The sequence below is a fragment of the Chryseobacterium sp. CS3K3.1 genome, from assembly GCF_059515165.1.
This window is the reverse complement of sequence record NZ_JCAKRV010000005.1, coordinates 121,232-136,359: the sequence shown is the minus strand read 5'-3', so window position 1 is coordinate 136,359 and position 15,128 is coordinate 121,232. Positions and strand designations below refer to the sequence as shown.

General features: G+C 35.8%; 15 protein-coding genes. 9 read left to right on the top strand and 6 right to left on the bottom strand.

Features of this window, described 5'->3' with window-relative positions; genetic code table 11:
* Window positions 1-207: 207 nt before the first annotated feature.
* From AC5YGI_RS06975 to AC5YGI_RS06955, 5 genes are all read left to right on the top strand, one after another.
* A complete protein-coding gene (locus tag AC5YGI_RS06975; protein WP_076596213.1) occupies window positions 208-813 on the top strand; it encodes an LURP-one-related/scramblase family protein in 606 nt (201 codons plus the stop codon).
* A gap of 23 nt (window positions 814-836) precedes the next feature.
* Complete coding sequence (locus AC5YGI_RS06970) at window positions 837-1,328, top strand: hypothetical protein (protein WP_110010882.1); 492 nt, start codon at window positions 837-839, stop codon at window positions 1,326-1,328.
* 80 nt (window positions 1,329-1,408) lie between these two features.
* On the top strand, window positions 1,409-2,851 hold the full coding sequence (locus AC5YGI_RS06965; protein WP_330745403.1) for an aminoacyl-histidine dipeptidase: 1,443 nt from the start codon (window positions 1,409-1,411) through the stop codon (window positions 2,849-2,851).
* A 218-nt stretch (window positions 2,852-3,069) separates the two neighbouring features.
* Window positions 3,070-3,651: an LOG family protein gene (locus AC5YGI_RS06960; RefSeq protein ID WP_330745402.1), complete on the top strand. Its 582-nt coding sequence runs from the start codon at window positions 3,070-3,072 to the stop codon at window positions 3,649-3,651.
* 17 nt (window positions 3,652-3,668) lie between these two features.
* Window positions 3,669-4,037, top strand: a complete 369-nt coding sequence (locus AC5YGI_RS06955; protein ID WP_330745401.1) for a hypothetical protein — start codon at window positions 3,669-3,671, stop codon at window positions 4,035-4,037.
* Window positions 4,038-4,101: 64 nt separating this feature from the next.
* On the opposite strand, the gene AC5YGI_RS06950 is transcribed toward AC5YGI_RS06955, so the two are convergent.
* Together AC5YGI_RS06950 and AC5YGI_RS06945 are read right to left on the bottom strand one after the other, a co-directional pair.
* Window positions 4,102-4,431, bottom strand: coding sequence for a 2Fe-2S iron-sulfur cluster-binding family protein (locus tag AC5YGI_RS06950; RefSeq protein ID WP_034697026.1), 330 nt, complete (start codon window positions 4,429-4,431; stop codon window positions 4,102-4,104).
* A 12-nt stretch (window positions 4,432-4,443) separates the two neighbouring features.
* A complete protein-coding gene (locus AC5YGI_RS06945; RefSeq protein WP_062675398.1) occupies window positions 4,444-5,499 on the bottom strand; it encodes an NAD(P)/FAD-dependent oxidoreductase in 1,056 nt (351 codons plus the stop codon).
* Between the two features lie 153 nt (window positions 5,500-5,652).
* Between AC5YGI_RS06945 and AC5YGI_RS06940 the strand changes: the two genes are divergently transcribed.
* Window positions 5,653-6,423 carry a DUF3108 domain-containing protein gene (locus AC5YGI_RS06940; RefSeq protein WP_330745400.1) on the top strand — a complete coding sequence of 257 codons (771 nt, stop codon included), beginning with the start codon at window positions 5,653-5,655 and terminating at the stop codon, window positions 6,421-6,423.
* Window positions 6,424-6,809: 386 nt separating this feature from the next.
* Here the strand turns inward: AC5YGI_RS06940 and pheS are convergent, their stop codons facing one another.
* On the bottom strand, window positions 6,810-7,820 hold the full coding sequence (pheS, locus tag AC5YGI_RS06935; protein WP_110010876.1) for a phenylalanine--tRNA ligase subunit alpha: 1,011 nt from the start codon (window positions 7,818-7,820) through the stop codon (window positions 6,810-6,812).
* Window positions 7,821-7,946: 126 nt separating this feature from the next.
* Complete coding sequence (locus tag AC5YGI_RS06930) at window positions 7,947-8,606, bottom strand: YceI family protein (RefSeq protein ID WP_034697022.1); 660 nt, start codon at window positions 8,604-8,606, stop codon at window positions 7,947-7,949.
* A gap of 75 nt (window positions 8,607-8,681) precedes the next feature.
* Between AC5YGI_RS06930 and AC5YGI_RS06925 the strand changes: the two genes are divergently transcribed.
* Window positions 8,682-9,617, top strand: coding sequence for a sulfate/molybdate ABC transporter ATP-binding protein (locus tag AC5YGI_RS06925; RefSeq protein ID WP_330745399.1), 936 nt, complete (start codon window positions 8,682-8,684; stop codon window positions 9,615-9,617).
* Window positions 9,618-9,866: 249 nt separating this feature from the next.
* Here AC5YGI_RS06925 and AC5YGI_RS06920 read toward each other — a convergent pair whose 3' ends face one another.
* Window positions 9,867-10,211, bottom strand: coding sequence for a zinc ribbon domain-containing protein YjdM (locus AC5YGI_RS06920; protein WP_062675403.1), 345 nt, complete (start codon window positions 10,209-10,211; stop codon window positions 9,867-9,869).
* A gap of 603 nt (window positions 10,212-10,814) precedes the next feature.
* Between AC5YGI_RS06920 and AC5YGI_RS06915 the strand changes: the two genes are divergently transcribed.
* Entirely contained in the window at window positions 10,815-12,020 is a 1,206-nt protein-coding gene (locus tag AC5YGI_RS06915) for an RsmB/NOP family class I SAM-dependent RNA methyltransferase (protein WP_227943664.1), read from the top strand.
* Between the two features lie 26 nt (window positions 12,021-12,046).
* Here the strand turns inward: AC5YGI_RS06915 and AC5YGI_RS06910 are convergent, their stop codons facing one another.
* Window positions 12,047-12,997: a hypothetical protein gene (locus AC5YGI_RS06910; RefSeq protein WP_330745398.1), complete on the bottom strand. Its 951-nt coding sequence runs from the start codon at window positions 12,995-12,997 to the stop codon at window positions 12,047-12,049.
* 183 nt (window positions 12,998-13,180) lie between these two features.
* On the opposite strand from AC5YGI_RS06910, the gene AC5YGI_RS06905 reads away from it, so the two are divergent.
* Window positions 13,181-14,848 carry a GLPGLI family protein gene (locus AC5YGI_RS06905; protein ID WP_330745397.1) on the top strand — a complete coding sequence of 556 codons (1,668 nt, stop codon included), beginning with the start codon at window positions 13,181-13,183 and terminating at the stop codon, window positions 14,846-14,848.
* The last annotated feature ends 280 nt before the right edge of the window (window positions 14,849-15,128 follow it).

The window sequence follows — 15,128 nt, the reverse complement described above, 5'->3', positions numbered from 1 at the left end:
ATTGATAGTGAATCGTTAATGGTCAATTCACTTCGTTTGTGAATTTGTATAAAGTGATTATTGACTATTGACTTTGCGCAGCAAAAATTGACTATTGACCACGAGATTAATGTCCCATTATGATATTTTATATTTCCCTTGTTTCTGAGAACACTAAAAAACCTTTATATTTGCGGCTTAAATTAAATATGAAAAAAATAAACTGACATGGTACTTAACAATCTTAATTATCCACTGGATTTCAAATTCAAAATCACTACTTTAGCAAGTGACTTCAACATTACTGACAAAAACGGAAATTATGTGGCATATGTTCGTCAGAAAATGTTCAAGTTAAAAGAAGATGTTATTGTTTTTAATGATGAAAGCAAGTCTAAGGAACTTTTCAGAATCAGGGCAAATCAATGGATTGATTTCAATGCTTCGTATTCTTTGAATGATCTTATCGATAATAAAAATTTTGGCAGACTGGCGAGAAAAGGAATGCGTTCTATCTGGAAAGCAAGTTATGATATTCTGGATGCACACGATCAGCCTAAGTTTAAAATTCAGGAAGACAGTGCATGGGTAAGATTCTGGGACAGCTTTGTAGGAGAACTTCCTATCATCGGGATGTTTACAGGGTATTTCCTTAATCCATCTTACACCGTAACGGGTATTGACGGAAAGGCTTATTTTAAACTGAAAAAAATGCCTTCATTCTTCGGAAGAAGATTCCAGCTGGACAGACTGATCGATATTGATGATGAGGAAGAAAGCCTGGTAATCCTTTCTTTATTGATGATGACACTTCTTGAAAGAGCAAGAGGATAAACAAATAATAAAACCACAAAGACATGAAATATGTAATCATTGTATTTTCCGCATTTCTATTGGTAGCCTGTAAAAAGGAAAAAGAAACTGTGTCGGGTTCTGCTCCTGCTGATTCTTTACATATCACTAAAGATACTGCTTCTATCGGACCTTCTTCAGGAAATATTCTGGTGGGAACCATTCCGTTTCCAAAAGAAATCAAAGAATGTTCCTGCTATTTTGCAGCCAGCAAATCTGATTTTGAAAATGAAAGATATATCTACGCGGATGATGCCGGAAAAACAGCATACATGATGCTTGACGGTAAAAGACTGGCGATGAATCTCATTTCATCAAGTGACATGGAAGTAGATGAATTGCTTACCAAGGAAATAGAAAATGATGATTACAAAATTTCTGTAAAAGGTAAAAAAATAAAGGGCGAAGAGGCTTTACTGTTTGAAGGAACTCTGACTATAGAGAAACCGGACGGAACTACATTTACCACTCCGATCTATGGAGAATGCGGATGTTAATAAAGCGAAATCCTACAAAAATGCTTCTGTATCTCACGGAAGCATTTTTTATTTCGTAAATTTGAGAAAAATAAATTTCAATGGAATTATCTAATATAGAACCGCAGATTATATGGAAAAATTTCTCCAGATTAAATGCTGTTCCAAGACCTTCAAAAAAAGAGGAAAAAGTAATAGCTTTTATCAAAGGATTTGGTGAAGATTTAGGACTGGAAACTACGGTAGATGAAGTAGGAAACGTTATTATTAAAAAGCCAGCCACGGCAGGAATGGAAAACCGTAAATCTATTGTGCTTCAATCGCACCTTGATATGGTTTGCCAAAAAAACAATGATGTGAATTTCGATTTTGAAACCGAAGGAATCAAAATGGAAATTGACGGTGACTGGGTAAAAGCAAAAGGAACTACTTTGGGCGCTGATAATGGTTTAGGAGTAGCTACCATCATGTCTATCCTTGAGAGTTCAGATATTCCACACCCTGCATTGGAAGCTCTTTTCACGATTGATGAAGAGACTGGAATGACAGGTGCTTTAGGATTAAAACCAGGGCAATTGACAGGACAAATTCTATTGAACCTTGATACTGAAGAAGACGATGAAATTGATATCGGCTGTGCAGGAGGTGTAGATGTGACAATCACCCAAACCTATGCTGCAGAAGCTTCAAAAGGACAAATTGTAAGACTTGAAGTAAAAGGTCTTCAGGGAGGTCACTCCGGAATGGATATCCATAAAGGTTTCGGAAATGCCAATATCATTTTGGGAAGACTTCTTTACACCGGACTGGAAAGCCAGAATATTGAATTGATCTCTATCGACAGCGGAGGGTTGAGAAATGCTATCCCAAGAGAAGGAGTTGCTGTAATTTCAGTGAGAAATGCCCAGGAATTTATTGAAAATGTAACGGTTCTTAAAAAAGAGATCTTAGAAGAATTTGCCACTGTAGAACCGGGACTTCAGATCAATATTGAAAACTCTACGTCTTCCGATAAAGCTATTTCAGAAGCAGATTCTAAAAAAGTGATCCTTACTTTAAAAGCGCTTCACAACGGAGTATACAGAATGAGCCCTGATGTGGCTGATCTTGTAGAAGCTTCCAACAACGTGGCAAGAGTAGAACTGAAAGGTGGAGAACTTAAGATTTTAAATCTTACAAGATCTTCTGTAGATTCTTCTAAATATTCAGTGGCAGAACAATTGAAATCGGTTGCGGAACTGGCTGGAATGAATGTTGAGTTCAGCGGATCATATCCGGGATGGAAGCCAAAACCAGGTTCAGAAATTGTACAATTGATGGAGAAGCTTTATACTGAAAAGTTCAGCGAAAAACCTCATGTAGTAGCTTGCCACGCTGGTCTTGAGTGTGGAATCATCGGAGCCAACTATCCTGAAATGGAAATGGTAAGCTTTGGACCAACGATCAGAGGAGCGCACTCTCCTGATGAAAGAGCGAATATTCCTTCAACTCAGAAATTCTGGAGCTTCCTGAAAGATATTTTAGCCAATATTCCTCAGAAATAGAACATTAAAATAACGATATTAATATCCAAAGTCTTATGATTTTGGATATTTTTAGTTTTAATCTGAATATATTTATTTAATTGAAAATAAAAAGTGCTTCGACAGGCTCAGCATGACGCTGCTAAAAATTTATCTCTAAAAAAGCAGTTAGTATTAGAGATGTCATGCTGAGCTTGTCGAAGCATCTCAACAATAGCATAAAAAACAAATCTAATACAATGAAAAGTATCACCGTATTCTGCGGCTCAAGTTTTGGCTCGCATGACATTTACAAAGAACAGGCATTTTTATTGGGACAAACTCTAGCTCAACAAGGTATACAGCTTATTTATGGCGGTGCTGATGTGGGTTTGATGGGAACGATAGCAGACGGAGCATTAGCCGAAGGAGGCAAGGTTATTGGAGTCCTTCCCCACTTTCTGCAATCCAAAGAAATTGCTCACAAGAACTTGACAGAACTTATCATCGTGGAAACCATGCACGAAAGAAAAACCAAAATGAATGAACTTTGTGACGGCGTTATCGTTCTACCCGGCGGTTATGGAACGCTGGAAGAGTTTTTCGAGATGATCACCTGGGCACAGCTCGGGCTTCACAAAAAACCGATCGGAATTCTGAATATTGACGGATTTTATGATGATCTGATCAATCTGGTTCAAACCATGGTGGACAAAGGATTTTTAAAGCAAATCAACAGAGATATGATGCTGATCTGCAGTACCATTGATGATCTGCTGAAAAAGATGAGAAATTATCAGGCGCCTACAGTTGGGAAATGGATTTCTAAGGAGGAAATTTAAGTTTTATAGTCTTTCACATGAATAGCTACAACGTTAATAAAGAAATGCTCGGAGTTGCCACAGTATTTGTAACTATATTCGTTATTGTTCCTGCTCTTTCTTCTTATTTTATGGAAGATTGCAAGACTTCTATGGAAAGAGTTAAGAAGCAAAAATGTAAAATTAGAGTCGAAAGCATTGAAGGTATAAAATCTATTAAATTAAAGGGAACTATTCCTGAAAGCATTCAACCTTGTGAATGTTATGACAACGGCCAATGGTGGATTTCCTATAAAGATGAAATAGAACCGGGAGATTACTTTATAAAGAATGAAGGTGAAAGTTATTTAGAAATCATTAAAGAAGACACGCTAATCAGACACGAGTATATATGTTCTCAGAAATAAATATGAAAACAAAACCCGTCCGGAAAATCCGGACGGGTTTCTTATTAAGATTAAAAAATATTTTCTAAGGATAAGGAGCAATTTCCACTTCGAGCCCTTCCATGGCATCGGCAATATGCAACTGGCATCCCAATCTGCTGTTGTCTTTCACATGGAAAGCCTCAGCCAGCATGGCGTCCTCTTCATCTCCCATCGGTTCCAGACCCGGATCATTGATTACATATACCTGGCATGAAGCACACATCGCCATTCCTCCGCATACCCCAATAGTACCTTCTTCTGCCAATTCATAGGAACGGATAATTTCCATTAAGTTCATGGACATATCCGTAGGAGCTACGACATCGTGGGTTACCCCTTCTCTGTCGGTGATTTTAATATTAACGTCTGACATAATTCTGCAAAATTAGTCAATTTTTTTCACAACTGCCTTCTCTGCTTCTTTACGGCTTCCGTCAAATCCGTCTACACCACTTACCGTTGTATATTTTAATACGAATTTTTTACCAGGATTTAGTCTGTTGTATACACTCTGGCACATTAAAGTAGCTTCGTGGAAACCACAAAGGATCAACTTCAGTTTTCCAGGGTATGTATTGATATCTCCGATAGCGTAGATACCATCAATATTAGTTTGATAATCAAGAGCATTGTTTACAACGATTGCATTTTTCTCGATATTCAGTCCCCAGTTTCCAATCTCACCCAATTTTGGTGTCAATCCGAATAAAGGAATGAAATAATCTGTTTCAATATCGTAAGCTTCCTGTCCTTCTACTTCTACAGTGATTGCTTCTACTTTTCCGTCACCTTTAATACCGGTAACTTCGGCAGGTGTAATTAATTTAATTTTCCCCTGATTTTTCAGATCCTGAACTTTCTCTACAGAATCCAAAGCTCCTCTGAATTCATTTCTTCTGTGAATCAAAGTTACTTCACTTGCAACGTTAGAAAGGAAAATACTCCAGTCTAATGCAGAGTCTCCTCCACCAGCAATCACCACTTTTTTATTTCTGAAGTGTTCAGGTTCTTTAACGAAATATTCAAGACCTTTTTCTTCATAGTCAGCGATATTTTCAAAAGTAGGTTTTCTTGGCTCAAAAGTCCCTAAACCTCCTGCGATGGCAATCGCTTTGCATCTGTGAACGGTTCCTTTGTTGGTAATCACCTCAAACCATTCATCATCTATTTTTGTATAAGAAACAGCGGTTTCCCCTAAGGTAAATCCAGGCTGGAACTGCTTGATCTGCTCCATCAGATTATCCACCAATTCTCCGGCATTCACAGAAGGATAACCAGGGATATCGAAAATAGGTTTTTTAGGATAAAGTTCAGCCAATTGCCCTCCCGGCTGTGGAAGTGCATCAATAATATGACACTTCATTTTTAATAAACCAGCTTCAAAAACTGCAAAAAGTCCTGTAGGTCCCGCACCTATGATCAATATATCAGTGGTTATCATAATCTTTAAGATAATTTAATTATACATGTAACTGCAAATTTACTAATTTTAATGCGAAGCATATTTAATTGATTCTAAATAAAAACCTGAGATTTGTCAAATATCTATCTTTTAAGATTTTAAATTTGGCAATATTTTTGTAAATGTCTTGTTATGAATAAACTTTTGAACCTTTTTGCTGTATTTATATTCTTTTTAGGCTCTGCCCAGATTGATAATATTGCAGATGGCGAATCTATTACTCTTAGAATCCACTATGGTTTCCTTAATGCAGGAACTGCCAATCTTACGACCAAACAAACTACCTACAAAGGAGTTCCTCATCTTTATGTAAAAGGGACAGGACAGACTACAGGTGCCGTAAAAGCATTCTTCAAAGTAGAAGATTTATACGAAAGTTTCATCAATACACAAACGGGATTACCAAGCTTTTATGTTAGAAATGTACGTGAAGGAAGTTACCGCCAGCATTTTGAAACCGTTTTTAATCACGATAACAGCACTTTAATTTTAACAGATAAAAAGACACCAGCTAATGGTTCTAAAGTTCTGAAATCAGTAAAAGGTGTTCAGGATATGCTTTCATGCTTTTATTATTTAAGAAGTAAAAGTCCCGATGAATTGAAAGTAGGAACAGTTATCAATATGAATGTGTGGATTGATGATGAAATGTTTCCTTTCCAGCTGAAAGTAACAGGAACAGAAAATTTAAAAACCAAATTTGGAACTATTAACTGTTTAAAAATTATTCCTTCTGTAAAAAGCGGAAGAGTGTTTAAGGAAAAAGAAGGTGTAACCATGTGGGTTTCCAATGATTCCAACCACATTCCTATGCTGTTGAAAGCTGAACTTGCAGTAGGATCACTGAAAGCGAGTATTGATGATTATAAAAATGTGAAGTACCCTTTAAAGTTCACTAAATAACAATCATCAGTTTTAAAGATAAAACCTGTCTCAAAAGTCAAATAATTTGATTTTTGTCATTCTGACGAAGGAAGAATCTCATCGATAATTAATAACCTGAGATTCTTCATTCCCTTTCATTTCGTTCAGAATGACACTTTTGAGACAGGCTTTTGTATGTTCAATGTAATAGAATATTAATATTGATTGTCTTTATAATAGAGGCAGACAAAGAGCTGCAGCATGTCAATACTTCATTTGAGGTACCTGGCGGTTCCGAACCGAAGTATGGGCATAAGAAACAGACACGTGTAAATTTTTCAATAAGATCAGTTTTTAATTACGTTTTGTTTCTTAGGTCAGTAATTAAAAACAAAAAACCTCCGGAGCTCCGGAGGTTTGATTTTTTATAGCGTTTTGAATTGTTCAAGTGTTCTGATATCATTTTCGAAGAACATTCTGATGTCACTCATCTGGTAAAGAAGCATCGTGATTCTTTCAATACCCATTCCGAATGCATATCCTGAATATTTCTCAGCATCGATATTCACATTTTTCAATACGGCAGGGTCTACCATTCCGCATCCCATAATTTCCAGCCATCCTGTACCTTTTGTGATCCTGTAATCTGTTTCTGAGTTTAATCCCCAATACACATCAATTTCAGCACTTGGCTCTGTGAAAGGGAAGAAAGAAGGTCTCATTCTGATTTTAGATTTTCCGAAAAGCTCAGTCGTAAAGAACTGGATTGTTTGCTTCAGGTCTGCAAAGCTTACATTTTCGTCAATATATAATCCTTCAATCTGATGGAAAATACAGTGAGAACGTGAAGAGATTGCTTCGTTTCTGAACACTCTTCCCGGAGATAAAATTCTGATAGGCGGCTGGTTTTCTTCCATATAACGCGTTTGTACAGAAGAAGTATGCGTTCTCAAAAGAATATCCGGATTCTGCTCAATGAAGAATGTATCCTGCATATCTCTTGCCGGGTGATATTCCGGAAGGTTAAGCGCTGTAAAGTTATGCCAGTCATCTTCAATCTCTGGTCCGTCTGCTACTGCAAAACCGATAGATTTGAAGATTTCAATAATTCTGTTTTTTACCAGATTGATCGGATGTCTTGAACCTAATTCCAATGGAAAAGCAGGTCTTGTAAGATCTTCCTTTTCAATCACAACAGACGATGCGGAAGCATTTTTCAAATCCTCCAGTTTTACAGCCACTGCCTGCTTCAAAGTATTGATTTTCTGTCCGAATTCTTTCTTTTGGTCGTTAGGAACTTCTTTAAATTTTTCAAAAAAATCATTCAGAACCCCTTTTTTACCGTTGTACTTGATTCGGAAGTTTTCGATCTCTTCCTTAGAGGTAGCATTGAAGCCGTTTACTTCGACCAGTAGTTCTTCTATCTTTTCTATCATTATTTTACCCTTTCAAAATGTTTTGCAAAAATACGATTTTAAGTTGAATAATAAGTCCGTCAAAAAAAAATCTGCCTCTTTTTCGGGAGGCAGACTTCAATCACTTATTTCACTTAAATAAAAAAATTATTTCTTTTCTAAAGCTTTAACGCTGATCTGAAGAGTTACCTCGTCTTTGATTACACCGTTTTCAGCAGGAGCCTGGAACTTTACTCCAAACTCTTCCCTCTTGATATCTTTCGGCTCAGTAGCTACACTTACTTCTCCATCTTTCACAGAAACATTAGCTTTAAACTGAACAGGCTTTGTAATTCCTTTAATCGTTAAATTACCATCTAAAAGAGTATTATAATCCCCTTCTGTAGCCGGAGTAACCTTTGTAATCTCATAAGAAGCTGTCGGGAATTTTTCAACTTCAAAGAAATCTCCGCTTTTCAGGTGGCCATTTAATTTCCCTAAATCTTCCGGGCTGTCTTTCAAGTCCACAGAAGTTAAAGAGTTCATATCAGCAACGAATTTTCCGCTTTCCAGTTTTCCGTCTTTCACCGTCACATCTCCGCTTTCAAACCTGATGGTTCCAAAATGGCTTGTATTCTCAGATTTAAATACTTTATATCCCTTCCATTCAACCTTACTGTTTAGCGTATCCAAAGTGAACTGGCTACCTTCTTTGGTAGTTGTCACCTCATTACTTTCACTCGTAAGTGGTTTGTCTTTTTTACAAGAAACCATTACAGCAGCAATAAATAATGCAGGAATAGCTAACGAAAACAGTTTTTTTCTCATTTTTGATTTATTTTTATTAGTTCCGCTAATATAATAAAAAAAATTATGTTTTCATAAAAACCTTACATTTGTAATATGCTATTAGAAATAAACAATTTATTTTTCTCTCATAACAAAGAAAATCCCCTGTTTCAGAACCTTAATCTAAGGTTTGAAGAAAACAGGATTATAGCGCTGGCCGGTGAAAGCGGATGTGGAAAATCTACTCTTCTTAACCTTATCTATGGTCTTTTGGATTGGGAAAAAGGAGAGATCATTTTTAACGGAGCAAAGCTTTTGGGACCGAAAGGAAATCTTGTTCCCGGAGAACCAGAAATGAAATTCGTAGCCCAGAATTTTGATCTTATGCCTTACGCTACGGTGGCTGAAAACGTAGGAAAATTTATTTCTAATATCAATTTAAAACAGAAAAAAGAAACCGTAACGGAACTTCTTGAGGTAGTGGGACTTCAGGAATTTGCCAACGTACTTCCTAAATTCTTAAGTGGCGGACAACAGCAGAGAGTGGCTATTGCAAGAGCATTATCTGTACTTCCAAAACTTCTTATTTTAGATGAACCCTTCAGTAATCTGGATTTTCCTAGAAAAATTGAACTGAGGGAAAGACTTTTCAGATATGTAAAACAGCATGAAGTTTCTCTGATTATTTCCACGCATGAACTTCAGGATATTATGCCATGGCTGGACCAGATTGTCATTCTGCAGGACGGAAGACTGATTCAGAATGACAGTCCGGAGGAAACCTACAGACATCCTTACAATTCTTATGTTGCTAAGCTATTCGGGGAAGTGAATATTTTCAGTGAAGCAGAAGCTGAAAATTTCCAGCTTACCAAATTCTCTTATTATCCCAAAGAAATCAAAATCACAGAAACCGGTCTTGAAGCCGAAGTTCTTGAAAGCAGATTTGCAGGAAATTATTACTGGAATAAATTAAGAGCAAAAGAAAAGGAGCTTGTTGTGTATACGGATGAGAAAATATCAGGAACGATCTGTATTTCGTTTATGTAAGCGAAAAACCAAATTGCACATAACTTATACATTCACTTATACTTATCAATAAAAAAAGCACAGACGTAAGAAGCTGTTTTAAAACTTTTTCTTACATTTGTACTTCTAAAGTATAAGGAAATTTTTGGTTAATTCTCTTTCTGCCTTCCAGACGGACATTAGCAATCTTGCAATTAAGTCTGTTGAAAGATTACACTGTCCAATTTTTTCCTTTTCTTTATTTTCAGGGCATAGAAAAACAAAGTTTTCTTATGCTTTCTTAACAAATTCTGACTTAAGAGCCATTGCTCCGAAACCATCAATTTTACAGTCAATATTGTGATCACTTCCCGGTCTCAGACGGATATTTTTCACTTTAGTTCCGGCTTTTACCGGTTTTGGTGCTCCCTTTACAGGTAGATCTTTTATTACCACTACAGAATCTCCATCCTGAAGTTCATTTCCATTGGAATCCAGGATTTTTCCTTCATTTGCGGCTTCGGCAGCGGCTTCTGCCGGATCCCACTCGTAGAAACACTGGGAACATACCATCATATTATCGCTCGGGTAGGTAAACTCAGAGCTGCATTTTGGACAAATTACTGTGTCACTCATATTTTTATTTTTTGCAAAGGTAGAACTTTTTAGAGGTTGAAGTCAATAGATAAAGCTCAGTATAGTAGATCATAAGCGCCTGTTAATTTTACACAGACAGGTGAATTAATACAAATTAAATAAACTTGCTGCAAAGAAAATAAAGTATAGTAATGAACAGTGTATATTTTGTTAACAAATATTTTTCATTAAGCAAAAACACAGGTTTATTCGTCTTATAGTAAAAGGCTATCTTCGACAAATAAAAAATACAAATAATCGGAAAATCTTTACAAATTCAGCATTAAAATTTATTTCTACTATGCAAAAAATTAATAAACACACAGGCCATTCACTACTGAATCTCAGATTGTCAGTAGTCAATTTTTACTTTGCAAATTGAATCGTGAATGCGCAACCTTTCATTAGAAAACTGATCTGTACAATATTAATATAATTACTCATAACCTCTCAACAGGAAACACGAAAATTCACAAGCGAAGCGGATTCACCATTCACCATCAACGATCCCCTTTACCTCTCCTATTCTCAATCTCCCCACCCAAATTCCAAACTCTCAATTAAAAGTCGTATTTTTGCAGATTCAAACAGCGAAGCAAATTTATGGAACTTATTCACAGAAACTTGGCAATCGGAATTCACGATGCCCTACAGGAGACATTTTTTGAGAAAAACAAATATGCCGATAAAGTTATTGAAAGACTTTTGAAAGCCAACAGAAAATGGGGAAGCCAGGACAGAGCCGTTGTTTCTGAAATTTTTTACAATATTATCCGTTGGAAGAAACGCCTTGAATACTATATGGGTGAAGGTGTAAAACCCAACAATATCTACAAACTGATTATTGCGTACTTACTTTGGAGTAAAACCAATTATAAAAAATTTGAAGAATTTGACGGAATTAAAATCGCCGATATTCTTACCAAACTTAAAAAGAACACTGTTCCTACAAAAGCGATAGAACACTCTATTCCTGAATGGCTTGCTGAAACTCTTGAAAAAGAACTGGGTGCCAGCTGGGAAAGAGAAATGATTGCTTTGAACGAGCAGGCTCCTACGGTTTTAAGAGCCAATTCTTTAAGAACAACCACCAAAGAGCTTATCTCTGATCTTTCAGATGAGGGTGTTGTTTCTTATCCTGTTAAAGGTTATCCTGACGCTGTTCAGCTGGAAGAAAAGAAAAATGTTTTCCTTACCACAGCTTTCAAAGAAGGATTATTTGAAGTTCAGGATGCTTCTTCTCAGAAAATCGGGTATTTCCTTGATGTAAAAGAAGGACAAAGAGTGGTAGATGCCTGTGCAGGTGCGGGAGGAAAAACATTGCACTTAGCTGCATTAATGAAAAACAAAGGTCAGATCGTAGCATTAGACATCTTTGAATGGAAGCTTGCAGAACTGAAGCGTCGTGCCAAAAGAGCCGGAGCCCACAACATTGAAACCCGTATGATTTCTGATAACAAGGTGATCAAACGTCTTCATGAAAAGGCTGACAGACTTCTGATTGATGCACCTTGTTCAGGTCTTGGTGTTTTGAAAAGAAACCCGGACAGTAAGTGGAAAATTGACCAGGACTTTATTGACAGAATTAAAAAGGAGCAGCAACAAATCCTTCAGGACTATTCTAAAATGCTTAAAAAAGGAGGAAAAATGGTATATGCTACCTGTTCTATCCTTCCGTCTGAAAACAATCTTCAGGTAGAAGAATTTATCAAAAACAATCCTGGATTCAAGATGATTAAAGATGAAAAAGTAATGCCTAGCGAAGGATATGACGGGTTCTACATGGCTTTGATTGAGAGAGTTTCTTAATCCAAATCCTCTAAACGATATTTAAACTACTCTATTTTTTGGAGTAGTTTTTTTTTGAAATTATAGACATAGAAATAGCTATAATTATCAAATAAAACTATTTTATCTCTGAATCTATCTTTTGAAAGCTGAAACGGATACCACGAACTATTTTTTACTTCTATTTTAGCCGATGTATTTTCATTTTTACCATCGAAGTATGTAAACTCGTTTGAATTATGAAAAATCAGAAAGAAGTTTGAATGATTAGAATCTAAATAATATCTGAAATCTTCAATCTTAAAATCATTCGTTAAAGGCTCCAGATAATTACCACCTGCCGGAGGTTTATGATCAATTCCAAAAATAAATTTTCCACTTTTCCATGAAATTTTAGTTCTTAAAAATCCATTGTTCAATAATTCAATATTATTATTGATAACTTCAGAAACTAATTTGGATTGGATTTTGCAGATTTTTCTAATAAAATTCTCAGAATTAACTAATATTTTCAACTTTTCTTCTCCATAATAATAAGCGGTAACAATATGTTTCCGATTAAGTTTTTTCCGATTCAGAATGGAATATTCAACAAGTTTCAAAACATCAACCACATTTATATTTCCACTTAAAATCCTCACAGATAAACCTTTATTATTACTTTTCAATAAAATACCTTCATCAAGAACTGCTAATTTATATTGAGAGTTATTATTTTCTAAAATAAAAAACTCTTGCTTAGGATCATGAGAATAGTATGTCTTTCTTTCAATCATAATCGTATCAGAACAGCCTAATTTTTCAGCAATAAGTTTAGATAATCTTCCAACAACCTGCATCTTTAACTCCTCTGATTCAATTGTTTTTTGGTCAAAATTAAACCCTGAAACAAAATAAGTTTTTATATTTCCGAAGTTTTCTATCCTAACTTTCGGTTTATGTGCTTCTATAAAGTTTAATGACACAAGAAATATAAAAAAAAGAATTAACTTATTCAATGGTATTGTTTTTTTGATTGAACGCAATATAGATCAATTTATTTCAAACTCAATATTCTGTTAATTTAAAAAAATGTAACATTTTTTGTAACATTTACAGTACGTTTTCTACTAACTGTATAGATTAAACCGGTTTGACGCTGTGAGAAGTTAACAGTAACTTTGCAGCAAACTCATTTATTTATGCATACAAGAATTGTTTTCAATTTTCTGGCTGTTTTTTTATACTGTCTGTTTTCTGCACAGACCTATGAAATTCAGTACTCCAGTTCTTATAACGGAAAAGCATTAACTGATCAGCCTTCTACAATTATCTGGGTCAATGAAAAAGAAAATTTCATTCTTAACAGCACGATCAAAGAACAAAAAAGCAGCTATCCTTATGAAATCACTAAGGTGGAAAAGCCATCCAATACTATAGTTTCTTATGCCTTTTTAAAACCCGGCTCAATCATCTCAACCTCAGATGCTGAATCTGTAGGAAAACAGGATTTTGAACTGACCAATGAAACGAAAAAGATCTTAGGGTACAACTGTAAAAAAGCGGTTACGAAAGTCAATTCAAATACCATTGAAGTCTGGTATACGAATGACCTGAAGCTGAAAGGCGGCCCATCTGTATTGGGGCAGAATTTAGGATTGGTCCTGGAGGTGGAAAGAAATAAAAACTCTTTAACGACTGCCGCTTCAATCAAAAAAATAAAGAATGCCGGAATTGAAAGTATCATAAAAGGAGAAATACAGACAACTGATCAGTTGGGATATAAAGACCTTCTATGGAAAAGCAGATTTACCACGCTGAATGTTTTTGAAAACGAAATCATCAACTTCTCTGATGCCTCAAAATCTGACGGCCAGATAAAAAGATACGCCAAGGGAACTATTATCCTTAAAAAAGTAAAATTTCCTGCTATTACAGAGGGAGAGACTATTTTTGCAGAACTAAAACAGCAGTCGAACGGAGATGCGTATGACAGAACCGGAACTGTATTTTTTATTCCGCAGGATAAAGAAAAGTCGTTTTTTGACGGCTTGGAAAACGGAGCAAAAACCCTTCCTGTCTATGACAATGGAAACGGAAAACAATATTACGGGGTAACGGCTACCGGCAGCTACAGCCCTGCTATGGAAATGATGCGGTTTTTTACCGCTTTTGGCATTCAGAAGTTTAATCATATTCAGCTTAAGGGAAAAGAGTGGCAGACCATCAGCCCTTACCGGCAGGATATTACAGAATTAAAGCCTGCTTTATCCGGAAAAGAGCTTTGGATAGGCACTTTTATTGGAAATTATGATAAAGGAGGACACAAAGTAAGTCTTGATATTACGATTCATAAAAGCGATCAAAACGTTAATAAAAATAATGTAGCCATCCCGTTATTCAACACTTTAAACATTATGGAAATGGCAGGACAGGACTATTCTACCATGTTCAGTCAGGACAAAGGTCTACTTGTTGATTTCACTTTGGATAAAGATCTGAAAAATGCTCAGCTAAGATATACCTCAACAGGACATGGCGGTTGGGAAAATGGTGATGAATTTGTTCCAAAAGCCAATTCTATATTTGTGGATGGAAAACCCGTTTTTTCATTTGTACCGTGGAGAACAGACTGTGGTTCATACCGTTTATACAATCCGGCCTCCGGAAATTTCCAGGATGGTCTTTCGTCATCAGACCTCAGCAGATCAAACTGGTGTCCGGGAACGGTTACCAATCCTGAATTCATTCCTCTTGGAGATTTGAAAGCAGGAAAACATACGATTCAGGTAAAAATTCCACAAGGTCCTACGGAAGGAACAAGCTTCAGTTCATGGAATGTTTCCGGCGTATTACTGGGGGTTCAATAAAAACAAAACCTTCTTGCATGAGAATTGCAAGAAGGTAAAAACACAAATGATGAAAAAAAATTATTTCGAGCCACAAAGTAAGGGGTAAAATTTATATAATTACTTACCATAGATTAATAAATATGTCATTTTTATTTCGTATAGAGATTTGGCAATTTTAGTCCCAACGAAAAAAATTAATCAAAAACATCTTAATTCCAATAAATAGTTAAAATTTTTAACTTAAAAATATTAATTGATTAAAAATTTTCTCATTTAAACATTTTTAATTGTTATTTAT